Genomic DNA, 21,021 nt, shown 5'->3' with positions numbered 1-21,021 from the left:
TGCCATGCAACTCGATCATGTGACTTTGCGCACGGCGGATCTGGAAGGGACGCGACAGTTCCTCCAGGACCTGCTGGGCCTGACGGTCGGCTACCGTCCGAATTTCGGCTTTGCCGGCTATTGGCTCTACAATGACGGGGAACCCGTCGTGCATCTCATTCCGGGCGGCGGCAGGGCCATCGGCCGGGATGTTGAGGCGATCGACCATATCGGCTTCCGGCTGGAAGGTTATGATGCCTTCCGGGCTCGGCTCGACGGTGACGGGATTGTCTATTCCACCATGGATCTTGTCGAGCTTGGCGAACGGCGCCTCTTCGTGCGCACGCCGGGCGGCATCCTGCTGGAACTCGTTTTTCGCGAGGGCGGGATGTCAGCGGCAAGGTAAGCCTAGCGCGCGCTCCAGGCGAATTCGACGCGGCAGGACGGCTTTCGATGCGCGACCAGGCGGCATTTTCAGATATGCTTAATGGCTAATTAAGGGTGTCCGACTAATGTCTTGAGAAAGTGCTGCGGCTACCCGAAGTGGTCCGGTTCTTCCCACCTCTGAGGGTCCAAAGGCATGTCTCGCTTTCCCATACCCGGCCTCGACGCATCGGCCGTGCTTGATGCCCTGAGCCGGTCGCAGGCCATCATCGAGTTCGACCTTACCGGCACTATCCTGACGGCGAACGAGAATTTCTGCAGAGCGGTCGGTTATCGGCGCGAGGAAATCGTCGGACGCCATCACAGCCTGTTCGTGCTGCCGGAGGAGGCGGCCTCCAGGGAGTACAAGGCCTTCTGGGCGAAGCTGGCGCGCGGCGAGTATGACCAGTGCCAGTATCGCCGTCGGGCCAAGAATGGCCAGGAAATCTGGATCGAGGCCTCCTACAATCCGGTCTTCCGCTTCGGCAAGCCATACAAGGTGGTGAAGATCGCTACCGACATTACGGCAATCAAGCGCAAGAGTGCCGAAGACGAAGGCAAGCTTGCGGCGCTGTCTCGGGCGCAGGCCGTTATCGAATTCACGCCCGACGGCAAGATCCTCGGTGCCAACGAGAATTTCCTCGCCGCACTCGGCTACAGCGCGGAAGAGATCATCGGCAAGCACCACTCGATGTTCTGCGAGCCCGACTATGCCCGCTCCGCCGAGTATCGCAGCTTCTGGGATGAGCTGCGCGCCGGCAAATTTGCGACCGGCCAGTTCATGCGGCTCGGCAAGGATGGCAAGCGCGTCTTCATCCAGGCATCTTACAATCCGATCATCGATCACCGAGGTCAGGTCTTCAAGGTCGTCAAATTCGCGATCGACGTGACCGACCGGATGGATGCGGTCGAGGAACTGGGAGCGGCACTCGAGCGGCTTTCCGAGTGCAATATCCGCATTACGCTGGACAAACCCTTCGTCGGCGAGTTCGAGCGGCTGCGGCGCGATTTCAACAAGTCGATCGGCGAATTCCAGAAGACGCTGGTCAATGTGCTCGGCCAGACCGGCGACCTTTCGAAAAGCAGCCAGGAAGTGCGTGAAGCTTCCGAACATCTCGCCGAACGCTCCCGCGAGCAGGCCACGGCGCTGGAAGAGACAACGGCGGCACTGGACGAGATCACCGCCACCGTGCGCTCATCGAGCGAGAACACGAAGGAAACGCGCCAACTCGTGCAGAGCGCCCGCGCCTCGACGGCGTCCTCGACCGAGGTGGTGCGCCAGACCGTCAATGCCATGCAGCGCATTGAGACGGCGTCGGGCGAAATCAGCAAGATCATCGGCGTGATCGACGAAATCGCCTTCCAGACCAATCTTCTGGCGTTGAATGCCGGCGTGGAAGCCGCGCGTGCGGGCGAGGCCGGCAAGGGTTTTGCCGTCGTCGCGCAGGAAGTGCGCGAACTCGCGCAGCGCTCGGCCAACGCCGCCAAGGAGATCAAGGCGCTCATCAACAATTCCGGTGCGGAAGTTCTCGAAGGCGTGCGCCTTGTCGGCGAGACCGGCGAGGCGCTGAAGCAGATCGATGTGCTCGTGCGCCAGATCGACGGCAATGTGGACAGGATCGCCAGGGCCGCAGACGAGCAGACGACAGGTCTTGGCGAGATCAGCAAGGCCGTTTTGCGGCTCGATCGCCTGACGCAGGACAATGCCGCCATGAGCGCACGCACGACCGTCATCAGCGCCACGCTTGCCGTCGGTGCCGATGCGCTCGCCCAGCTCGTCAGCCTCTTCAAGCTCAACCGCCGCGCCGTCCAGCGCGAGGACGGATCGTCCGTCAAGTCGAACTGGACCGGCAATCGCGGCGGGCAGGAGCAGGGACGCAACGCAGCCTGAGGCGAAGGTGGCTTTTCACAGGCGTCGTGAAAAGCCACGTTTCGCGGCAGCATGAAGGCCTCTTTTTCGGGGCAGGCAGGATACCGCGAAACGAATGCGACTACTTCCAGATCCGCCGGCGTTCCAGCTCGGCCTCGGACGGATTGTCGTCGGCAAACGAGCCGGTCGGGACTTCGCCGCTCCGCTCATAGGTGGCGATGATGACGCCCTTGCTTGAGATCGACGAGCGGTTAAGCTTGAGGGCGCCAGGCGTGGCGCCGCCCTCGAACAGGCGCTTGCCCTTGCCGAGGAGGAGCGGGAAGGTCATCACCGTCATTTCGTCGATCAGGTCGTTGGCAAGCAGGGTCTGGATGAGATTGCCGGAGCCCTGGATGAGCAGGTCGGGTCCATCCTCCTGTTTGATCTTCTTCAGGCTGGCGACGATATCGGAGCCGAGGGCCTTGCTGTTTTCCCATGTGAGCGTATCAGGCCGGTGCGTCGCCACGTATTTGGTCGCGGGGTTGAAGACCGCGGAGATCGAGTCATCCTGATAAGGCCAATGGGCGGCGAAGATATCGTAGGTCTTGCGGCCTAGCAGCAGGGCGAAGGGCTTTGCGAAAAGCTCGTCGATCACCTTGCCGGATTCCTCGTCCCAGTAGTGGAATACCCAGCCGCCGAAATTGAAGCCGTTGACGGGATCTTCCTGCGGGCCGCCCGGAGCCTGCATGACGCCGTCCAGGCTGACGAAGGTAGAGGCTATGATCTTTCTCATTATGGTCTCCTCGTGGTGATGATATTTCAGATGATCTCGGCCACAGGACGAATTGGGCGAGGGCTAGCCGACAAATACTGCGAAAATTTATGGAGACCGCGCCGTCTGCGCATGGCAGTTTCGGCGGATCGAAGGGCGGGGTGGCGATGCCGGATGTGACGCGACATCTGATCGATAGGGGCGACGGGGCGACGGGGCGAGGGTCGAGCTTTTTCAGGCGCAGCCTGAAAGCACCACGCCTGCCGGCGCAATCCTGTTTGTCCACGGCAACCAGGGTGGCCGCCTGATCGGCGCGCAGGAGGCGGTCGATAGCGGCACGCTGCTTCGGTTCTGCTCCGGTTTGAATATCACCGCGGCGGCGGTCTCGCAGCCGGGCTTCGGAGCTTCTGACGGACCAGCGGATTTCTGCGGTCCAAGCACCCAGCGAGCAATCATGGCCGCACTCTCCTTCCTGCGGGAGCAGCCCTCTGTCGATGCCGGCCGGATCGTTCTTTACGGCAACAGCCGGGGGGCGGTTGCCTCGGCCATGGTCGCGGCCCAGGTTCCCGATCTCAGGGCCGTCATTCTGCGCAGTGGGGTCTACGATCTCAAGGCTGCCTATGAGGCGAGTTCGAAAGGTTTGCGGTGGACGATCGAGCAGGAGGCCGGCCTTTCGAGCGAAGCCTTCCTGGTCCGCTCGGCCCTGCATCACGTATCAAAAATCCGGGCGGAAGCCCTGTTGCTGCACGGGAGGCTCGACGAGCGGGCTCCCGTTGCCCAGGCCGAACGGTTCTCGGATGCGCTGACCGACGCCGAGGTGCCGGTGACGCTCCATGTCTTCGAGTGCGGGCACGACATTCCCCGGGAATATGCGCAGGCCGCGCAGCGCTCCTTCCTGCAAAGGATGTTCAATCCCGTCGTGACCTATCATTGAGCCGGCAGCCAGCCGCGCTGGTCAGTTGAGGCTGCGGAGGTAGGCGCAGAACATGTCCGACATCGCGTCCGCGTAGGCTGAGATCTCGTTCTCGGCATGCGCTGCTTCGGAAAAATCCTTTCCGACCGTGCTCATCGTCGCCATGATCAGGTCTCCGGCCATGGTCCGGATTGCGTCCGAGGCATCGGGCAGCGCTTCCCGCATGAACTGCTCGATAATGTCATCGGCAGCGCCCCGTGCCTCCTGCGCTTCGGGAGCGTCGCGATAGAGGGGTGCGGCATCGTTCAGCGCGACGCGGACGGCGGCTTCCTCGCATTCGGAGCGGATGAAGGCGTGGACCAGAGAGCGCAGCCGGTCGAGCGGCGGACGGGCCTCGTCACCAAGGACGTCGCCCAGCAGATTCGAGGTCTGCCGCCATTCGTCGCTCTGCAGCCGGAAGAGGATGGCCGCCTTGTTGGGGAAATATTGATAGAGCGAGCCGACGCTGACGCCGGCTCTTTCGGCTACGCGAGCGGTCGTAAAACGCTGCGCGCCTTCCTGCTCCAAAACCTGAACAGCGGCTTGCAGAATGGCGTTTACGAGCTCGTTCGAGCGCGCTTGTCGCGGCGATTTTCTTGAGGAGATTCCGTGGCTTGGACGTTCTGCCATATTGACGTTCCGCAAATGCGATTAGCGAATGCGACGGATTATTCGTATTTTCATTTCGAAAGCAAGCCATCCGAAATGAGGGATTTTCCTGATGAACACCATGACAAGCGCACCGCTCGCGCCGCTTCTCGATCAGCTGTTTGCCGAGGCCGACAGAGCCACCAGCCCGGCCATGGCCGGGCTCTCGCACGACGAGCGGGAGCGGCTGATACACAGCAAGACCGAATATCTCGATTTCTACGGTCGCCTGAAGGATCTGTGGCTGCCCGTCTCGCGCCAGACCGGAGAGCTGCTCTACATGCTGGCGCGCAGCACCAACGCGAAGACCGTCGTCGAGTTCGGTACGTCCTTCGGCATCTCGACGCTCTATCTTGCCGCTGCCCTTCGCGACAATGGCGGCGGGCGGTTGATCAGCAGCGAATTCGAGGTCTCGAAGGTTGCGCGGGCTCGCCGTAACATTGCCGAAGGCGGCCTTGCCGATCTCGTCGAAATCCGCGCAGGCGATGCGCTCGAGACATTGAGCGCCGATCTTCCTGACAGTATCGACCTGCTTCTGCTTGACGGGGCGAAGTCGCTCTATCCCGAGGTGCTGGCGCTGGTCGAAAGCCGGCTTCGGCCTGGGGCGCTCGTCATTGCCGACGATGCTGATTATTGCCCGCAATATCTCGACCACGTCCGTTCGCCCACGAGCGGATACATGTCCACGCCCTTTGCCGACGACATCGAGCTGTCGATGCGCGTGGCCTGACTTCGACTAGTCTTCGCACAACGAAATAACCTCAACACCGGCTGCCTGACGGCAGTCCGGCAATGGAGATCTCAGCAATGCACATATTCGTAACGGGTGCGACCGGCTGGGTCGGCACCGCCATCGTCGAGGAACTGGTCCGCGCCGGCCACAAGGTCAGCGGGCTGGTTCGCTCGATCGCAAAAGCGAAGGCGATTGCGGTCATCGGGGCAAAGCTCGTTCCAGGATCGCTCGATGACCTCGACCTTCTCGCCGAGACCGCGTTGAAGGCCGATGCGGTGATCCACACCGCCTTCAATCATGACTTCTCGAAATTTTTCGACAATGCGGCGCAGGACGAGCGCGCGATCCATGCGCTCGGGAATGCGCTTGCCGGGTCGAATCGCCCGCTCATCGTTACATCGGGCCTGCTGGGCTTTCCGCGGGGCGCCACGGAAGCGGACCTGCCGAACCCGGCGTCGCCGCGCAAATCGGAAGCCGCCGCCCGTGCGCTTGCCGGGCAGGGGATCCGTGCGGCGACGATGCGGCTTGCCCCGAGCGTGCATGGCATCGGCGATTACGGCTTCATCCCGATCCTCGTGCGCATCGCCCGCGAGACCGGCGTATCCGCCTATCCTGACGATGGGACGAATTGCTGGTCGGGCGTGCATCGGCTGGACGCGGCCCGCCTCTATCGCCTGGCGCTCGAAAGCGGCGTGACCGAAGCGGCCTATCATGCTGTTGCCGACGAGGCAGTGCCGTTCCGAGAGATCGCCGAGGTGATCGGACGCCAGCTCGGCCTGCCGGTGGAGTCTCGCCCCCGCGAACATTTCGGCTGGTTCGCCACCATGGCAGCAACGAACATGGCAGCCTCCAGCGCCCATACGCGCTGGCTGCTCGGCTGGCAGCCGACCTGCCGGGGCCTCATCGACGATCTCGATCAGCCTGGCTATTACGCGCGTTAGAACATTTCCGTTTTTCTTCGAAACACGGAAATGTTCTAACTCTTTGTTTTGACGCAATTCCGGACACAAAACCGCTGCGCACTTTTGTTGGAATTGCTCTAGGCTCGTCGGAAGCGTTCAATGCCCGCCCATCGGCTGGCCGTCAGGCTGGTTGGGCGGGCGTCTCACGTAAAGGGATGCCACGACCGCTGCCAGCGAAATCAGCGCGCCGACGAAGAAGGCGGACTGCATGCCGCCGACGGTTGCCGTTGCGGCATCTGCCTCACCTTGAGTCAACACGCCGGCACGCCAGGTCATGATGGCGACATAGAGCGTGGTGCCGGCGGCACCGGCGACCTGCTGGGTGGTGCCGATGATGGCGCTGCCGTGAGAATAGAGGTTCGGCGGCAGCGAGCCGAGGCTGACGGTGAAGAGCGGCGTGAACATCAGGGCAAGGCCGATGCTGAGCACGATATGGATGGCGAGCACGACCCAGACCGGAGTCGTCGTGGAGATGAAGGTCAGGCTCCACATCACGCCGCTGAAGAGAATGGCGCCGGGGATGACGAGGCGGGCAGGGCCGTAGCGGTCGAAAAGCCTGCCGACGAAGGGGGCGCAAAGGCCCATGATCAGGCCGCCCGGCAGAAGCAGGAGGCCTGTCGTCAGCGTTGTCTGGCCGAGGACTGACAGAAGATAGATCGGCAGCAGGATGAAGACGCCGAACATCGACATCATCAGGATCGCCATCATGCCTGCGGCGATCGTGAAGGTCTTCGTCTGAAGAGTGCGCAGGTCGAGAAGCGCCCTTTCGTGCTTCTGGAGATAAAGCTGCCGCCAGATGAAGATGGCGATGACGGCAGCACCGGCAACAAGCATGACGCGGGGATCGAGCGGCGTCGAACCGCCCTCGGGCGCACCGAGCTCGCTGATGCCGAAGACGAAACTGCCGAAGCCGATAGCCGAGAGTATGACCGAGAGAATATCAAGCGGTGCCTTCGACGGCACGGTGACGTTCTCGATTTTCGCAGCACCCAGTGCCAGAGCCGCAAGCGCGATCGGCAGCACCAGCAGGAAGAGCCAGCGCCAGTCGAGCGAGGAGAGGATGAGGCCCGAAATCGTGGGGCCGATGGCCGGCGCGACGGATATGACGATCGAGATATTGCCCATCGTCTTGCCGCGCGAATGCGGCGGCACGAGGTTCATGATCGTGGTCATCAAGAGCGGCATCATGATCGCCGTGCCCGAGGCCTGGACGATGCGGCCGACGACCAGCATGGGGAAGCCGGGGGCAAGCGCGGAGACCAGCGTGCCGGCGGAAAAGAGCGCCATGGCGAGGATGAAGACCGGCCGCGTGTTCAGTCGCTGCAGGAGATAGCCTGTCACGGGAATGACGGTGGCCATGGTCAGCATGAAGGCCGAGGTCAGCCATTGGGCGGAGCTCGCGGGGATCTTGAGATCGGCCATCAGGTGCGGGATCGCCACACCCATGATGGTCTCGTTGAGGATGACCACGAAGGCGGAGACGAGCAGCAGGCCGATCACCAGCCTGTTGCGGGCGCTATGGTCCTCGACCGGCAATTCGGCCTGTTCTTCGATCGCTGAAAGCAAAGGTTCACTGGTCATGGCGTTCCTATATCCATATCTGAAAGAAGGAGTTCTGCCTTAAGACGAAAGTGCCGGGCTGATTGCGACACGGGGTATGCGTATTTCCTATGTCTTTATGCTGTCGCTGGGATGCAAGGCGTTTTCTAGCGGAATCTGACCAAGTCTCTTTTCGATAGGTATGCCATAGGGGCTCCGGGCATGACTGCCAACAGTGTCCACGGCACAGTGCAAGCTCACGCAACTGCATCACCGCAGCGCCGGCAGGCCCCATTCGTCCAGCGAAAAGGCCGCGGCCGGCAAGCGCATTTCGGAGAGATCGACCGGGCGGCGGCGGAATGATGTGGCGGTGTAGGGGAAGGCCAAATTCATGCCGCTGGCATCCAGCTTGAGCGGCAGGCCGTCAGGTGTGAGGCACTGCCTGTTTCCCGCGTCCTGAACTCCCGGCATCAGATCGAACCATTCGCAGGTCTCGCCGAGGATTGTTTCGCTTCTGTCGAGCGAAGTCCTTCCGGTTGCCTCATCGACTATCAACGACGATGAGCCGTCGTCTGCCGGATGTGCAGCCGTGAGCCGGCGATAGCCGTCTGCCTGCTGATAGGAGATGCCCTGATCTTCGCGCTTGTTCCAGATCTTGATGCTGACGGAGCCATCACCATGCCGCTGTTCCCGGTAGTGCCAGGGATAATGCCGCAACAAGCGGATCGTCGCGCCGCCGGTGCTCTCCAGCGTGATGTCGAAATCGGGCTGTGAGGGATCGGCATTACTGCTCCGGCTCGGTCTGAGCCAGTATTCCGGGGTGAGGATTTCCAGTGGCGGAAGGACCTCGGCGGGGGCGACGTCACGGCGGTCAAGGCTGACGAGACGGGTGTGGTAGATCGGCACGTCGTTCGGGGTCAGCAGCCTTGTTTCGATGACGATGCCGTCCTTGGTGGCGCAATTCTGCTCGCGCGAAATGAACGTCCCTGGTGACGGCGGCCTGCTTACCGTTTCGCTCCATGTGCAGCCTTCGCCGGCAATGGACGAGACCGCCGCGAGTGGCTGCGGCGCATCCGCTTTCGCAATTTCAGGTTTGCGGGCGCGAAGAAGAAGCTCGAGATATGTAATTTCACCATCCGCCTGCCTGCTCCAGCGCAGAACGGGCCTGGCCTCATCCGGTCCGAAGCCGATGCTGGTCCGGCCGCCGCGCAGCGTCTCGCTCAGAAACATGCCGTCGTGATGGATGATGGTGACAGTCGGATCGACCGGCTTGCCATCCTTGTCGAGCGCTTGCATCACGGCGACGTAGTCCGGCTGGAGCGGGGATGCATCGAGCGTCGATTGTGCAACCGCGGCCTGCGTAAAGGCCATGCAGGCGATTGCCCCTGTTATTGCTGCTGTCTTCATTGCCTCTCGGGTCTTCGAACCTGCGCGCGTCATGGCGCCACCGAAGCAGATGACGGTTCTAGCGAGAAAATCAATGCAGTCTATGTCTTTTGCCCCAAAAGGCGTCCTTCAATGGACAATCGTCAGCGCCGCGATACCCGCCTCGTCGGCGGCGCGCAGAAATGCTTCCCGGAACTGTTCCGGAGCCACTTCTCCACAGATGGCGTCGATGCAGGCTTTGACGGCGATCATGTATTCCTCGCCATCATCGAAAGGCCAATCCCGGATCAGCAGATATGCGGCATCGCCGAGGGTACGCACGACAGTGTGCGTCTCCCGACCGCGCAAAACCAGCCCGACCGGCGCGAATACCGATGACGTATTCCAGCTCATTGTCCTCGACCCCTCAAGGCACGGAGATTGAGACCCTCAAACACACTATACGCGTGAATTATGAAATTCGGAATTGCGGAATGCGTGAATGTTGAGTGCGTGACTTATTTGCCGCGGCCAAAAGAAAGGGCGCTCCACGACCTGATGTCGGAGCGCCCTGTGGCTGCATCGGCGTCAGTTGCGGCGGAGGCCGATGGCAGGCGAGATCAGAAGACCGCATTTGGAACGAAATGGCAACGCTCGGCGCCCGGCGACGCCTGCAAGCGGTCTGCAGTCCACAAGATTTCCACAGGTTATCCACAGGCACGGCCCGATCTCGACCAACGCTTTCAACAACATATGCCAGATCACGACCGGCGTGCTCCAGATGGGTGATGTGACTCTCGGACGACACCGGGAATATCTTCCGGGCAAACTGCCCTAAAGGCCACAATGCCGGGCTATGGTGTCCCTCCCTCCTTGAGCGCTGGGCGGCGGACGCTCGGAGGCGGGAGGCGGCAGGCATACATGAGGGCCTGCCGCCTTCATCATCTGCCATCTGGGCCGGATCCGCGGATTTCAATGGAATTTTCGAGGTTTGCGTCTTCGCAAATAAAAAGGACCCGCTCACCAGGGAGCGGGCCTCAGGGGTGCCCGGAGTCGGACGGGCATCGCGGAAAAACGGTCGGTCAGATATAGGCCGCGGCATCGAAGGTCCAGGTTTCCGGCATCTTGGATGTCGGGAAGCTGCCATCGCCTGCGGGACGGGCGTGCTGACGGGCTGCAGCGTCGAGCAGGGCTGCAAAGGTTGCCAGACTGATCTTGTCAGCGCGAAGCATCTGGCGGATCAGTGGATCTCTCAGCATTTCCGATGGTGTCATCTCGTGCATGGTTATCTCCAGTGACTGGTTTCCGACGCTTGCGGCATCCTAGATCCGTATTGCTATCAATGCATGTCGCAGCGATGGCGAAAAGACGGCATTTGAGGTTCATTCGGGCTAGCTCCAATGTGCGATTGGTCTGCCATTTTATCGGATGCTACCGTAGCGCCTGAGAAGAAACCGTAGGGGAGGACGGTCATATGGAAGGCAGGCATGGGGGAGCAAGAATGTTCGACGAGATCATCATGCGGGTGGCCCCGCGAGAGACTGACAGCAGCACGACCAACGGCAAACCCCTGCCTCTCATGGACTTGATGTATGCGCCGGCCGTATTGAAGGCCCGGCCCGCAAAGGTGCGCAAGCGCATCGGCAAGAGGAGAATGGCAAAGCTGGACCTATGACATCAGGCATTGGCAACGCAATTTTGACCATGAACGTATTTTCTGACGTTCACTCACATTTCGCCGATTGCATGTCTGCGGGAAAGCCGCTTTCTTGTCATCCTCATCCCTCTTTCAGAGACCTCACGACCGCAATGAACCGTTACGACATCGAGCGCCGGAATGACGACGACTGGACTGTGATCGACCGGCTGACGGGCGCACCCGTGCCGCATCTGCCGGAAAAACTCGGAAGCAGGCTTGAGGCCCAGGCGCTCGCCGATTTTCGCAACCGGCTGGCCATCCCGCAGCAGGAGCGCATACGCTCCCGCCTCGATACGCTGCGGCTCGCCTGGCAGGCGCTGACAGGCAAGCGCATACGCTAGAGCGTTCTAGCCGCCGGGCATAAAAAGGCCCGCCGAAGCGGGCCAACAATTGGGAAACAACAGGCTGGATCGCACGACGCCCCGTGTGGTGCATGCTTTTATCAAAGAAAAGGACGCCGTACGGTCCGGGTATCAGACTGGGAGCGGCGCCAAAAAGTTCCCGGTGGTTGGCGATATTTTGCCACGTCCGCGCGGCATCGATCGATGCAGACCTCGCGCGCCTCACCAGCGAAGAATTTTCCGGCCAAGCAGGAACCCGGCTGCCGTCGCGACCAGGATGCCGATCGAGTACCATGTCGCCAGAAACAGCGGGCTGTCATCGGGGCAATGCCAGGCATAGATGGCGGCCGCAATGCCGCCTGCGGCAAGACCCGCCACCGCGCCCGCCGTGCCCGGATTTTCCGGCGCCCCCTGACGGACCGAATAGAGGATGGCGGCAAGCGGCGCGATCGAAAGCGTCGGCACGAAGAACAGGCAGAAGGCGGAAAAATGCCCCTCCATCCTCGCCGCCCAGTCCGCCTGCGGCACGACGAAGAGCTCGGTCGCAATACCGGCGATCAATACCACCAGCGGCAGGATGAGTGTCAGGGCCGCGGAGCGCAAGGACAGGCCGGGTTTGCCGATCCGGAAGGCAAGGCGGGTGGCCGTCACGGCGATCAGCAGGGTGGTGCCCAGCTTGAAGAGGACGCGCGGCGTCTCGATCATCTCGGCCATATTTCTGCGGATGCCGATGGTGGAGATGAGAAGTGCGGCTGAAATCACCACGCTGATGGCAAGCGCGATCATGAAGACGCGACCGAAGCGGATGCGGACGCGCGCATCCTTTGCCAGCATGTTGATCAGGTCATCCGTTTTCACGCGTATTGCTCCGATAGAGGGCCGCCAATCCCTTGAGCGCCCTGTGCAGCGCCACTCGCACGGCGCCTTCCGTCATCTGTAGCCGCTCGGCCGTTTCGCGGATGCCGGCGCCGCCGAGCGAAATGGATCGCACGATTTCGCGCTGCGGGTCGCGCAGGCCTTCCAGCATGCGGTCGACATCGATGCGGTCGGCGCCATCCTCCTGGTGGTCGGCTTCGAGCGTCTCCATCACATCCTCGATCGGGACCGAGACATGGCGGCCGCGCCGGCGCAGGCTGTCGATCAGCTTGTTGCGCACGATCGTCGAGAGCCAGGGACCGATGGGGCGGGAAATATCCCAGGTCCCGCGCTTCAGGTGCACTGCCAGCAGAACTTCCTGCACCACGTCTTCCACCTCGCTCGGCGGGGCACCGAACTGGTCGCAGCGCCTGCGCGCAATCGAACGCAGATAAGGTGTCACGGCCTTCAGGAAACGGTCATAGGCCGTTGCGTCGCCGGCGATCGCCGCGCGCATCCAGGCCGCCCATTCCTCTTCGCGGGCCGAATATTTCATCCGCTACTCACCTCTACGCACGGAGCCACGTGTTTGTTACCGTCATCCTGAAAAATTTGATGACGCGGCGCGTGAGGCAGAGCCGGCGTCGGCGCCTATTGAGCGCATCGGCGGGCAAACGGCAAGAGTGGTGCGGCAACAAAGCGCAAAAGCCGCCCGGCGCGATGAGGAGCCGGGCGGTTGATCATGTCGATGGCTGACGTCGAGTGTTCTAGCTTTTGGCAGTGCCTGACATCCGCACGATCAGATAGTCGAGCGACAGGCGGCCGGGCCCGTAGCGCATGATGGCAAGGGCCATTGCCGCCCAGGTGATATGGATCGGCCAGCCATCGGGCACTGTCAGTTCGACGATCAGGGTCATGAACAGCAGGCCGAGACCGGCAAAGCGGGTAGCAAGACCGAAGACGAGCAGCGTCGGAAAGGTGATCTCGCCGCAGCCGGAAAGGAAGGCCATGACCGCGGGCATCGGGAAGGGATAGGGGCCACCCGGCAGGTGCAGCATGAATTCCTGGGTGAAGAGATCGATTGCCGTATCGTTCAGCTGCAGGAAGCCATCCCATTTCAGGATGCCGGAACGCCAGAAGGGAACGGCAAGCGCCACGCGGATGACGGCCTGGACGATATCGGGCTGGGCGACGGCCCGGACAAGTCCGTCGGCCGTCGCCACCAGCCTCGCCAGCGGGGAGAGAGCGCCGTTGCGAGGCTTGTTGTGGGCATTGGAGTCAAGCATATCAGACATTGGAATTCTCCAGTTCGATCGCGGAAAAAGCGCCGGCTGCGATCGTCTCGCCGATGGCGGCGGACAGATCGAAGGCAGGCCAGGCGTCGAGGCCGGCTGCCACGGCTGCGGCAAGGCATTCGCGCGAGAGCAGCGCATTGAAGAAGGCGGCTCCGCCCGGCGGCAGGAGGCGTACTGTGACTTCGTCATCGATACGGGTGATCAACCCGTCCTCGGGGTGATTTTCGACGCGGGTAACGGGATCCGTGCCGCGATTCATGGCAAAGATGGTGACGGCCGGATAGGCGGATGAAACCAGCCGCGTTGCCGGATGCGGACGAAATGTTACGCCGCCCAGTTCTTCCTGCGGCACGGCGGCGAGTGTTTCGGCCGTCAATGCAGCCGCATCGGCGGCGTGATAGGCATCCAGCCAGGCGCGCTCGATGCGCGCCACGTCCGAAAGCCAGGGCATTTCCTGCGCATATTCGTAGCGGTCGATGAAGTCGGGAAAGTCACGTCCGTATTCGAACAGCAGCCGCGAGGAGGGCGGCGTCTCGCGCACATGAAAGCGGGCCATGGCGCGGAAGAAATCCGGCCCGGTGATACGCTCGACCGCCGGGAAGATCGACGACAATGCGGCAATCAGGCTGACGGTGACATTGTTGCGATAGACATTGTATCGCTTCTCCGCCCGTTTGCCGCGCGGGCCGGTGACCAGAGCGGGCGCCGGGGCATCCGGATTGAGCAGCGTGGCGGAGAACTGCCCGGCGAAATCTGGCAGCATTGGCCGGATCGGCACGATTTCAGCCGATCGCATGGGCAGTTCCCCTGTTATTGGCATGGCGATCCAGAATGGCTTGCGCAGCCAGGGCCTCGGCGCGCAACACCGGCCAGTCGGGGATCTTGCTGTCCCATTCGATCAGGGTCGAGATCGGCCCGCATCTGGCAATGACGATCTCGTAAAGCTGCCAGACGGCATCGGCGACCGGGCCGTCATGGCTGTCGATCAAGAGCAGCTCGCCCTCGTCATCCTCCTGTTCGGCGTGGCCGGCGAGGTGGATCTCGCCGACCTGAGACAGCGGGAAGTCACGCAGATATTCCAGCGCCGAAAAGCCGTGATTGGTGGCGGACACGAAGACATTGTTGATGTCGAGCAGCAGGCCGCAGCCGGTGCGCCGCGCGATCTCGCGAATGAAATCCGTCTCGCTCATCGAGGATTCCGCAAAGAGCACGTAGGTAGATGGGTTTTCCAGCAGGATCTGCCGGCCGATCGCGTTCTGCATCTCGTCGACGTGGTCGCAGACATGGGCGAGTGTCGCACCGGTATAGGGCAGCGGCAGCAGGTCGTTCAGATAGGTATCGACATGCGTCGACCAGGCGAGATGCTCTGAAATCAGCGCCGGCTCATAGCGGTCGACGAGGTCCTTGAAACGCCTGAGGTGTAGCTTGTCGAGCGGCTGCGGGTCGCCGAGCGACATGCAGACGCCGTGCAATGAAATCGGGTGGTCGCGGCGCACTCTTTCGAGTGCGCGATGCGGCGGGCCGCCGGCGCCCATGTAATTCTCGGCATGGATCTCGAAGAAGCCTTGGGGGCCGGATATGGCCGAGATCGCCGCAAGATGCTCCGGCTTGAAGCTGGTGCCGGCCACGCCGGCAAGCTGATATGTCGGAAAGCGGAGGGTGCTCTCCGTCTCCATGGGAAGGTTGGACGCCTTGTCGACGTTTTTCATCTTCGCCTCCGCTTTCCTTTATCCTGGTCTGATTGCGGGCGGCTTAGATGTCGCGCGTCAGCGGCTTCAGCGAACCGTGACGGCCACCTGGAATATCGAGCGAGGCGCAGGTTCCGCCCTGGACGAATTTCCACGAATTGCCCTGGAAGTCTTTCACCGAAGTTCCCTGGCAGGTCGTGCCCGGGCCGGCGGCGCAATCGTTCTGACCCTTGAGCGCAACGCCGTAGCACTTCTCCTTGTGGGCGGCGGTTGCAGCAGCAGCTTCAGCCTTGGTCAGCGGGGCGGCACTGGCCATCGTGGCAAGAGCTGACGTGATCGCGCCGGCAAGAAGGGCGGTGCTGATGGAAGTCTTCAACATTGGTAGTCTCCGTTGCTTGAAACGCCCCTGTTTCAGCGGGGCACGTCGATGTATTCGCAACGGGAAAGCGGGTTGTTACAGGCGTGGCGGTAACGAAGGCGTGATGTTGTTTTGGGGTGCTGGAAGGGTGCTTCGCCGCAACGGAATCGTTTTGCGGGGCGCAAGGATGATGCTTATGCTGGTGCAATCATCAGTTCGATCCCAGTTTGCGGTCAGGCTCCTATATGTCGGTCAAACCTCGAAACGTGCTGTTTGTCTGCAGCCAGAACAAGCTCAGAAGCCCCACTGCCGAACAGGTGTTTTCTACGCGCGAGGACATCGAGGTATCGTCGGCAGGAACAAACAACGACGCCTGCAATCCGCTCGATGCCGAACAGGTGGAGTGGGCCGACATCATCTTTGTGATGGAGAAGGCGCATCGTGGCAAAATCACCCGCAAATTCCGCAAGTCGCTGAACGGCAAGCGCATTATCTGTCTCGACATTCCCGATGACTACGAATTCATGGATCCGATGCTGGTCAGCCTATTGGAGCGCAAGGTTCCCAGATATCTGTGAACCGACTGATCTGGTCGGACATCCAGCAGTGCTGCTGCGCTCTACATATCTCCGGCGATATCGAACACGAGCAGACCGGGGGCTTCGAGTGGGAGCTGTGCGACAACGTCTCCCGCAGGGTTCAACACAGCCGTCGGTCCCCAGGAAATGCGTCCCTCGCGTTCGCCCGTCACGTCGGCGGAGATGAGCCACAGGCCGGTTTCCCGGCAGCGCTCGCCTCTGGCGGCGTTGTGCACGTCCCGGAATTTTTCGGCATTGGCGCGCGGCATCATGTTGTTGGCGCAGCAGACGAGGAGGGATGCGCCTGTGAGTGCGACCTTGCGGGCAGCCTTGGGGAAGCCGGTATCGTAGCAGATATTGATGCCGAAGCGCAGGCCATCGACCGTGAAGACGGGTGTCTCGGCGCCCGGCTGGAAGAAGCTTTCTCCCTTGAGCAGGTGCGCCTTGCGATATCGGCCGATCAGCGTGCCTTTTTCGATGACGACGGCGGTGTTGAACAGCGCTTCGCCTTCAGCCTCGATCATGCCCATGACGATCATGGGGCCGGCATCGGCGAGCCGGCTCATGACGGCGGCGAATGCCGGGGATCCGAGATCCATGGCGGCTCGTCGTGCCGTTTCGGGCTCAGTCAGATAGCCCTGCAGAAAACCTTCGGGAAAGATGAGGAGGCGGGCGCCTTCCGCTTCGGCCTGACGGATCATATCGAGAGCGCATGTCAGGGCGGCCTCGACATTTTCGCGATATTCCAAGGTCTGGGCGGCGGCGATGCGGACGGTTTTCATTCCGGGTTCCGGTTGTTCTCGCAATTATCCGTATCCGAGCAGGCGAGCATCCGTCCACCATGATCGCCACTTCCCATGCCGAGGCCGAAGAGATCGTTTCCGCGCTGTCGGGCGGAGCGGATGAGTTGACCGCGATCGGCAGCCACCCATCTATCGGTCGGAGTTTCGAAGGTTTAAGATTTCCACGGGGAAGGCGGGATAAGGCTGCGGGGATGGATCGGCTTGATGCCATGCGCGTGTTGCTTGCCGTTGTCGATGCCGGCAGCCTGTCGGCGGGCAGCAAGCGGCTGAATGCGCCGCTGCCGAGCGTCAGCCGCAAGGTGGCCGAGCTGGAGCGGTCGCTCGGCGCCAGTCTCGTCATCCGCACCAGCCGGAAACTGCAGCTCACCGATGCCGGGCGCGACTATGTGGAGGCGGCGCGCAAGATCATTGCCGATATGGAGGAGGCGGAGCGCCGGGCTTCCGGCGAATATCAGCGGCCGCGGGGAACGCTGACGATCACCATGCCGGTGGAATTCGGCAATCGTTATGTGCTGCCGATCGCGCTGGATTTCATGGCCGAGCATCCGGAGGTTTCGCTGAACCTGCTCTCGCTCGATCGCACCGTTCATCTCGTCAGCGAACAGGTGGATGTCGCCATCCGGCTGGGGGCGCTGGCGGATAGTTCGCTCTATGCCGTCAAGGTTGCCGAGTTTCGGGTTCTGACCTGCGCGAGCCCGGATTATCTCAGGCGTTGCGGGTGTCCGCAGCATCCGGGCGATCTGCCCGATCATGACGGGATCATCTTCAACAGCAGGACATTCTTCTGGACCTTCGATATCGATGGCCGGCCGGTGGAGGTGGTGCCGCGCCATCGCATAGAGGTCAATACGGCGGCAAACTGCGTTGCCGCCGCCGTCGGCGGAGCCGGTATCGCCAGGCTTTTCGATTACCAGATCCCCGGCGAACTTGCCTCCGGTTCGCTCGTGCCTGTACTTGATGGTTACACTGGCGGGCCGCAGCCGATCCATATCGTCTATTCGCGCCAGGGCTTCCTGGCGCTCAAGGTGCGCTCCTTCATCGACTGGACCCTGCCACGGCTGCGCGAAGCCTGCCGGAGCTATGGTTCAATCCAGTAAGGCACGGATTTCGGCGACAACGCGTTCTGGCGCCTGCAGATGCGGATAGTGGCCGATGCCGGGCAGGACGTCGAACGGCGCGCCGGTCCTTTCGGCAAATTCTGCGCCCATGCGGCTGTCGATATAGATGTCCTTTTCGCCCCAGATCACCTTTACCGGCGTCCGGAGCCTGCCGAGGTTTGCTTCCAGAAGATCCTGGTCGCGGGTGAAGGCCGCGTAATAGTGGTAGAAGGCATCGGCGGAAGTGAGGGCGCCGTTGCTCCAGCCGCGGACCATGTCTTCCTTCACGCCGGCAGCGAGATCGAACTGCTCGTCCTCTGCCAGACCGCGCCTGTAGACGTTTTGAAGGATCTCGTCGCTCGTCTGGTTCATGACGGCGCGGGTAAGGGACGCCGCCGGCTCGCTCTTCAGGTTCTGCAGTCGCTCATGCATATAGGCCGGCCGGTTGAAGGGGGCGAAGTCGCCGACGATAATGCGCCGTGCGATATCGGGCTCGTCGAGTGCCAGGAGCAGGGTGGGCAGGGCGGCGATATCGGCGGCATAGATGGTCAGCTTCGAGCGGTCGATGCCTGACTTGTCGATATAGGCCTTCAGCACATCGGCATAATCACGCGGCGAATAGGAGAAGTTTTCGGGCCGCGACGACAGGCCGTATCCCGGCCAGTCGAAGGCGTGCACTTCGAATTCGTCGCCAAGCGCGGCTGCAATGTCGCCCCAGACGGCAGCGGTTTCGGGAAAGCCATGCAGGAAGAGCACGATACCTTTCGCGGCCGGATTATGCACGACGAACCGCCTGAGGGTGATATCGCCGCTGATGGCAATGGTGCCAGCTTCGGGCTTTGCGGCTGCAATCGCGCCGGCGCTTGCGGGTGTCAGTGTCGCGCCTGTGATTGCGGCTGCGGCGAGCAATGCTCCAACTGACGATGTCATCATGTCCGTTGTCCTTCTCTCCGGCGGCCGTGCTGGCTGTTGTTGAGCCTCGTGGTCGCGACCGGGTGAATTCTCGATGACAAGGATCGTGCATCGCGCCTGGCGCCGGTAGAGCGCATCGGTGAGAGCCTGCCTCTCACTTTCCCGCAGTACCGGATGATCCGTCCACGCCGTAAATCGTCTCCATCCGCGGCGCCGGGGAATGGCCCGCGTCCAACGCAGGCAGCAGGCAGAGGCCGTGCTGTCGCATGAAAGGATGATGAGACATGAACGACATGACCGTAAATCTGAAAACTGCCGAGCCTCAAAGAGTGCGCGGCCTGCCGGGTCACTCGACCGTCGGCACCAATAATCTCGAGGCTGCGGCCGAATTCTACGACAGGCTGATGGCCGTCTTCGGCATTGGCCGGTTTCTGGTCCAGCCCGGCAGGGCCGTCTATTACGGCGAGCGCACGCTGGAATTCGGCGTGATAAAGCCCTTCGACGGCCGGCCGGCCAATGTCGGCAATGGCGGCATGGTGGCTTTCGAGGCACGCTCCCGCGCTCAGGTGCGCGAAGTCCATGCAACCGCGCTGCAGGCAGGCGGTTCGGACGAGGGCGCGCCGGGGCCGCGCGGGGAGAACGGCGAGGGGCCTTACTGCGCCTATTTCCGCGACCCCGAGGGCAACAAGTTCCTGGTTTACCGGGCCGGGCCTGACGAAGCCTGAGATCGCTTCCGGTCCATTTCAGGCGCATGATGTCAGGCGTCTGAAATGTGGCCGCGAACCTTCCGATGGAATGGAGGCATGTCATGAAATCAGGGCAATCAATCGAGACATTGAAGATGTCACGGCGTTCGCTGCTATTTGCAGGCGCGGCGGCCGGGGTTGCGGCGACGTTTGCTTCGGTTGCGGCTGCGGCCGATCCCGTCGCGGCGGAAGCGCCGGCCGGCGAAATCCGGGCGTTCCGGGCCAATATCCCCGAGGCGGCACTTGCCGATCTCAGGCGCCGGCTTGCCGCCACCCGCTGGCCTGACGGGGAAACCGTGCGTGACCGTTCGCAGGGTGTGCAGCCGGAGCGGCTGAAGGCACTCGTGGACGAGTGGCAGTCTTCCTACGACTGGCGCAAGGCGGAGCAGAGGCTGAATACCTTTCCGCAATTCATGACAGGCATAGACGGGGTGGATATCCACTTCATCCATGTGCGTTCCCGCCATGAGAACGCCCTGCCGCTGATCATGACGCATGGCTGGCCGGGATCGGTGTTCGAGCTGATCGACGTGATCGGCCCGCTGACCGACCCGACCGCGCATGGCGGTACGGCCGGCGATGCCTTCCATCTGGTGATCCCGTCGATCCCCGGCTTCGGCTTCTCCGGCAAGGCCTCGGAAAAGGGCTGGAACCCGCAACGCATCGCGGCCGCCTGGGACACGCTGATGAAACGGCTCGGCTATACGAGCTATGTCTCGCAGGGCGGCGACTGGGGCGCGATCATCAGCGATGCGCTGGGGCGGCAAGCGCCGGAGGGACTGCTCGGCATTCACGTCAACAGGGTCGAGCGCGCCACAACCTTTCCCCCTGACGCCGCTCAGGCGCTGATGAGCGGTGCGCCGGCGCCCGACAGCCTGTCACCGGAGGAGAAGGTGATCTTCGCAGAAGCCCGGGATTTCCTCGCCAATGGCTTCGGTTATGCCGCAATCATGGGAACGCGGCCGGAAACGATCGGCTACGGGCTTGCGGATTCTCCCGTCGGGCTTGCGGCCTGGCTCTATGACAAGATTGCCGACTGGGTGTTTACCCGCGGAGATCCCGAACTGGCGCTCGGCCGGCAGGCCATTCTCGACAATATCACGCTCTATTGGCTGACCAATACCGGGCCTTCGAGCGGGCGCATTTACTGGGAGAATGTCGCAGGGGGAGCGAAGCTGGAACCGGTCAAGGTTCCGGTCGCCGTCACGGTCTTTCCCGGCGAGGTCTACCGCCCGCCGCGGCACTGGCTCGCCAGGGCCTACCCGCAGCTGATCTATTACAATGCGGCTGAAAAGGGCGGGCATTTCGCCGCCTGGGAGGAGCCGGAACTCTTCGCCGGGGAGGTCCGGGCCGCGTTCAGGACATTGCGCTCCTAGAAGATCGCATTTCTCCACATGGATGGGGAACATCGGGCTTTTTCGTCCGTT

General features: G+C 62.1%; 24 protein-coding genes and 1 pseudogene. 11 read left to right on the top strand and 14 right to left on the bottom strand.

Annotated features, from left to right (window positions below):
• The first annotated feature begins 4 nt into the window (after window positions 1-4).
• A complete protein-coding gene (locus tag LVY75_24095; protein ID XAZ21892.1) occupies window positions 5-385 on the top strand; it encodes a glyoxalase in 381 nt (126 codons plus the stop codon).
• Between the two features lie 174 nt (window positions 386-559).
• Window positions 560-2,293 (top strand): PAS domain-containing methyl-accepting chemotaxis protein, encoded by a 1,734-nt coding sequence (locus LVY75_24090; GenBank protein XAZ21891.1) that lies wholly within the window; start codon window positions 560-562, stop codon window positions 2,291-2,293.
• Between the two features lie 100 nt (window positions 2,294-2,393).
• Here LVY75_24090 and LVY75_24085 read toward each other — a convergent pair whose 3' ends face one another.
• Complete coding sequence (locus LVY75_24085; GenBank protein ID XAZ21890.1) at window positions 2,394-3,044, bottom strand: dihydrofolate reductase family protein; 651 nt, start codon at window positions 3,042-3,044, stop codon at window positions 2,394-2,396.
• 146 nt (window positions 3,045-3,190) lie between these two features.
• Here LVY75_24085 and LVY75_24080 point away from each other — a divergent pair.
• Window positions 3,191-3,957, top strand: a pseudogene (locus LVY75_24080) (prolyl oligopeptidase family serine peptidase).
• Window positions 3,958-3,978: 21 nt separating this feature from the next.
• Here LVY75_24080 and LVY75_24075 read toward each other — a convergent pair.
• Window positions 3,979-4,605 (bottom strand): TetR family transcriptional regulator, encoded by a 627-nt coding sequence (locus LVY75_24075; GenBank protein ID XAZ21889.1) that lies wholly within the window; start codon window positions 4,603-4,605, stop codon window positions 3,979-3,981.
• 91 nt (window positions 4,606-4,696) lie between these two features.
• Between LVY75_24075 and LVY75_24070 the strand changes: the two genes are divergently transcribed.
• Window positions 4,697-5,353 (top strand): O-methyltransferase, encoded by a 657-nt coding sequence (locus LVY75_24070; protein ID XAZ21888.1) that lies wholly within the window; start codon window positions 4,697-4,699, stop codon window positions 5,351-5,353.
• Between the two features lie 77 nt (window positions 5,354-5,430).
• A complete protein-coding gene (locus LVY75_24065; protein XAZ21887.1) occupies window positions 5,431-6,297 on the top strand; it encodes an SDR family oxidoreductase in 867 nt (288 codons plus the stop codon).
• A gap of 117 nt (window positions 6,298-6,414) precedes the next feature.
• Here LVY75_24065 and LVY75_24060 read toward each other — a convergent pair whose 3' ends face one another.
• The 4 genes from LVY75_24060 to LVY75_24045 all read right to left on the bottom strand — a co-directional run bounded on the left by LVY75_24060 (window position 6,415) and on the right by LVY75_24045 (window position 10,505).
• Window positions 6,415-7,899, bottom strand: a complete 1,485-nt coding sequence (locus LVY75_24060; GenBank protein XAZ21886.1) for a DHA2 family efflux MFS transporter permease subunit — start codon at window positions 7,897-7,899, stop codon at window positions 6,415-6,417.
• Between the two features lie 228 nt (window positions 7,900-8,127).
• Window positions 8,128-9,264, bottom strand: coding sequence for a hypothetical protein (locus LVY75_24055; protein XAZ21885.1), 1,137 nt, complete (start codon window positions 9,262-9,264; stop codon window positions 8,128-8,130).
• A gap of 108 nt (window positions 9,265-9,372) precedes the next feature.
• On the bottom strand, window positions 9,373-9,636 hold the full coding sequence (locus LVY75_24050; protein ID XAZ21884.1) for a DUF982 domain-containing protein: 264 nt from the start codon (window positions 9,634-9,636) through the stop codon (window positions 9,373-9,375).
• Between the two features lie 668 nt (window positions 9,637-10,304).
• On the bottom strand, window positions 10,305-10,505 hold the full coding sequence (locus tag LVY75_24045; protein XAZ21883.1) for a hypothetical protein: 201 nt from the start codon (window positions 10,503-10,505) through the stop codon (window positions 10,305-10,307).
• Between the two features lie 218 nt (window positions 10,506-10,723).
• Here LVY75_24045 and LVY75_24040 point away from each other — a divergent pair, with 218 nt between their 5' ends.
• Both LVY75_24040 and LVY75_24035 read left to right on the top strand, forming a co-directional pair.
• Complete coding sequence (locus LVY75_24040; protein XAZ21882.1) at window positions 10,724-10,897, top strand: hypothetical protein; 174 nt, start codon at window positions 10,724-10,726, stop codon at window positions 10,895-10,897.
• A gap of 134 nt (window positions 10,898-11,031) precedes the next feature.
• A complete protein-coding gene (locus LVY75_24035) occupies window positions 11,032-11,262 on the top strand; it encodes a hypothetical protein (protein ID XAZ21881.1) in 231 nt (76 codons plus the stop codon).
• Between the two features lie 222 nt (window positions 11,263-11,484).
• On the opposite strand, the gene LVY75_24030 is transcribed toward LVY75_24035, so the two are convergent.
• The 6 genes from LVY75_24030 to LVY75_24005 form a co-directional block, all read right to left on the bottom strand.
• Entirely contained in the window at window positions 11,485-12,120 is a 636-nt protein-coding gene (locus LVY75_24030) for a DUF1109 domain-containing protein (GenBank protein XAZ21880.1), read from the bottom strand.
• Window positions 12,107-12,673 carry a sigma-70 family RNA polymerase sigma factor gene (locus LVY75_24025; GenBank protein XAZ21879.1) on the bottom strand — a complete coding sequence of 189 codons (567 nt, stop codon included), beginning with the start codon at window positions 12,671-12,673 and terminating at the stop codon, window positions 12,107-12,109. Before LVY75_24025 ends, LVY75_24030 begins: the two co-directional genes overlap by 14 nt.
• Before the next feature lie 211 nt (window positions 12,674-12,884).
• Window positions 12,885-13,412, bottom strand: a complete 528-nt coding sequence (locus tag LVY75_24020; protein ID XAZ21878.1) for a DoxX family protein — start codon at window positions 13,410-13,412, stop codon at window positions 12,885-12,887.
• Window positions 13,405-14,208, bottom strand: a complete 804-nt coding sequence (locus LVY75_24015; protein ID XAZ21877.1) for a DNA-binding domain-containing protein — start codon at window positions 14,206-14,208, stop codon at window positions 13,405-13,407. Before LVY75_24015 ends, LVY75_24020 begins: the two co-directional genes overlap by 8 nt.
• Window positions 14,195-15,121: a DUF692 domain-containing protein gene (locus LVY75_24010; protein XAZ21876.1), complete on the bottom strand. Its 927-nt coding sequence runs from the start codon at window positions 15,119-15,121 to the stop codon at window positions 14,195-14,197. Before LVY75_24010 ends, LVY75_24015 begins: the two co-directional genes overlap by 14 nt.
• Before the next feature lie 43 nt (window positions 15,122-15,164).
• Complete coding sequence (locus LVY75_24005; protein ID XAZ21875.1) at window positions 15,165-15,479, bottom strand: DUF2282 domain-containing protein; 315 nt, start codon at window positions 15,477-15,479, stop codon at window positions 15,165-15,167.
• A 224-nt stretch (window positions 15,480-15,703) separates the two neighbouring features.
• Between LVY75_24005 and LVY75_24000 the strand changes: the two genes are divergently transcribed.
• The gene (locus LVY75_24000; GenBank protein ID XAZ21874.1) at window positions 15,704-16,036 is read left to right on the top strand and encodes a low molecular weight protein tyrosine phosphatase family protein; all 333 of its coding nucleotides are present in this window, start codon (window positions 15,704-15,706) and stop codon (window positions 16,034-16,036) included.
• 41 nt (window positions 16,037-16,077) lie between these two features.
• Here LVY75_24000 and LVY75_23995 read toward each other — a convergent pair whose 3' ends face one another.
• Window positions 16,078-16,818 carry a carbon-nitrogen hydrolase family protein gene (locus LVY75_23995; GenBank protein ID XAZ21873.1) on the bottom strand — a complete coding sequence of 247 codons (741 nt, stop codon included), beginning with the start codon at window positions 16,816-16,818 and terminating at the stop codon, window positions 16,078-16,080.
• A 212-nt stretch (window positions 16,819-17,030) separates the two neighbouring features.
• Between LVY75_23995 and LVY75_23990 the strand changes: the two genes are divergently transcribed.
• Window positions 17,031-17,936 carry a LysR family transcriptional regulator gene (locus LVY75_23990; protein XAZ25814.1) on the top strand — a complete coding sequence of 302 codons (906 nt, stop codon included), beginning with the start codon at window positions 17,031-17,033 and terminating at the stop codon, window positions 17,934-17,936.
• Here the strand turns inward: LVY75_23990 and LVY75_23985 are convergent.
• Entirely contained in the window at window positions 17,925-18,869 is a 945-nt protein-coding gene (locus tag LVY75_23985; protein XAZ21872.1) for an alpha/beta hydrolase, read from the bottom strand. The genes LVY75_23990 and LVY75_23985 overlap by 12 nt on opposite strands.
• A gap of 263 nt (window positions 18,870-19,132) precedes the next feature.
• Between LVY75_23985 and LVY75_23980 the strand changes: the two genes are divergently transcribed.
• The gene (locus LVY75_23980) at window positions 19,133-19,573 is read left to right on the top strand and encodes a VOC family protein (GenBank protein XAZ21871.1); all 441 of its coding nucleotides are present in this window, start codon (window positions 19,133-19,135) and stop codon (window positions 19,571-19,573) included.
• An 83-nt stretch (window positions 19,574-19,656) separates the two neighbouring features.
• Window positions 19,657-20,970, top strand: a complete 1,314-nt coding sequence (locus LVY75_23975; GenBank protein XAZ21870.1) for an epoxide hydrolase — start codon at window positions 19,657-19,659, stop codon at window positions 20,968-20,970.
• Window positions 20,971-21,021: the final 51 nt, after the last annotated feature.

Origin of the sequence: Sinorhizobium sp. B11 (assembly GCA_039725955.1) — a bacterium.
In the GTDB taxonomy this organism is placed as follows: domain Bacteria; phylum Pseudomonadota; class Alphaproteobacteria; order Rhizobiales; family Rhizobiaceae; genus Rhizobium.
The sequence above is the reverse complement of the archived record's forward strand: the minus strand, read 5'-3'. Positions and strand labels throughout refer to the sequence as shown.

Excerpts from the sequence above, each read along its gene's own strand:
- LVY75_24095 (XAZ21892.1), top strand. The coding sequence starts at position 5 with ATGCAACTCGATCATGTGACTTTGCGCACGGCGGATCTGGAAGGGACG.
- LVY75_24090 (XAZ21891.1), top strand. The coding sequence starts at position 560 with ATGTCTCGCTTTCCCATACCCGGCCTCGACGCATCGGCCGTGCTTGAT.
- LVY75_24085 (XAZ21890.1), bottom strand. The coding sequence starts at position 3,044 with ATGAGAAAGATCATAGCCTCTACCTTCGTCAGCCTGGACGGCGTCATG.
- LVY75_24075 (XAZ21889.1), bottom strand. The coding sequence starts at position 4,605 with ATGGCAGAACGTCCAAGCCACGGAATCTCCTCAAGAAAATCGCCGCGA.
- LVY75_24070 (XAZ21888.1), top strand. The coding sequence starts at position 4,697 with ATGAACACCATGACAAGCGCACCGCTCGCGCCGCTTCTCGATCAGCTG.
- LVY75_24065 (XAZ21887.1), top strand. The coding sequence starts at position 5,431 with ATGCACATATTCGTAACGGGTGCGACCGGCTGGGTCGGCACCGCCATC.
- LVY75_24060 (XAZ21886.1), bottom strand. The coding sequence starts at position 7,899 with ATGACCAGTGAACCTTTGCTTTCAGCGATCGAAGAACAGGCCGAATTG.
- LVY75_24055 (XAZ21885.1), bottom strand. The coding sequence starts at position 9,264 with ATGAAGACAGCAGCAATAACAGGGGCAATCGCCTGCATGGCCTTTACG.
- LVY75_24050 (XAZ21884.1), bottom strand. The coding sequence starts at position 9,636 with ATGAGCTGGAATACGTCATCGGTATTCGCGCCGGTCGGGCTGGTTTTG.
- LVY75_24045 (XAZ21883.1), bottom strand. The coding sequence starts at position 10,505 with ATGCACGAGATGACACCATCGGAAATGCTGAGAGATCCACTGATCCGC.
- LVY75_24040 (XAZ21882.1), top strand. The coding sequence starts at position 10,724 with ATGTTCGACGAGATCATCATGCGGGTGGCCCCGCGAGAGACTGACAGC.
- LVY75_24035 (XAZ21881.1), top strand. The coding sequence starts at position 11,032 with ATGAACCGTTACGACATCGAGCGCCGGAATGACGACGACTGGACTGTG.
- LVY75_24025 (XAZ21879.1), bottom strand. The coding sequence starts at position 12,673 with ATGAAATATTCGGCCCGCGAAGAGGAATGGGCGGCCTGGATGCGCGCG.
- LVY75_24020 (XAZ21878.1), bottom strand. The coding sequence starts at position 13,412 with ATGTCTGATATGCTTGACTCCAATGCCCACAACAAGCCTCGCAACGGC.
- LVY75_24015 (XAZ21877.1), bottom strand. The coding sequence starts at position 14,208 with ATGCGATCGGCTGAAATCGTGCCGATCCGGCCAATGCTGCCAGATTTC.
- LVY75_24010 (XAZ21876.1), bottom strand. The coding sequence starts at position 15,121 with ATGAAAAACGTCGACAAGGCGTCCAACCTTCCCATGGAGACGGAGAGC.
- LVY75_24005 (XAZ21875.1), bottom strand. The coding sequence starts at position 15,479 with ATGTTGAAGACTTCCATCAGCACCGCCCTTCTTGCCGGCGCGATCACG.
- LVY75_24000 (XAZ21874.1), top strand. The coding sequence starts at position 15,704 with ATGTCGGTCAAACCTCGAAACGTGCTGTTTGTCTGCAGCCAGAACAAG.
- LVY75_23995 (XAZ21873.1), bottom strand. The coding sequence starts at position 16,818 with ATGAAAACCGTCCGCATCGCCGCCGCCCAGACCTTGGAATATCGCGAA.
- LVY75_23990 (XAZ25814.1), top strand. The coding sequence starts at position 17,031 with ATGGATCGGCTTGATGCCATGCGCGTGTTGCTTGCCGTTGTCGATGCC.
- LVY75_23985 (XAZ21872.1), bottom strand. The coding sequence starts at position 18,869 with ATGATGACATCGTCAGTTGGAGCATTGCTCGCCGCAGCCGCAATCACA.
- LVY75_23980 (XAZ21871.1), top strand. The coding sequence starts at position 19,133 with ATGAACGACATGACCGTAAATCTGAAAACTGCCGAGCCTCAAAGAGTG.
- LVY75_23975 (XAZ21870.1), top strand. The coding sequence starts at position 19,657 with ATGAAATCAGGGCAATCAATCGAGACATTGAAGATGTCACGGCGTTCG.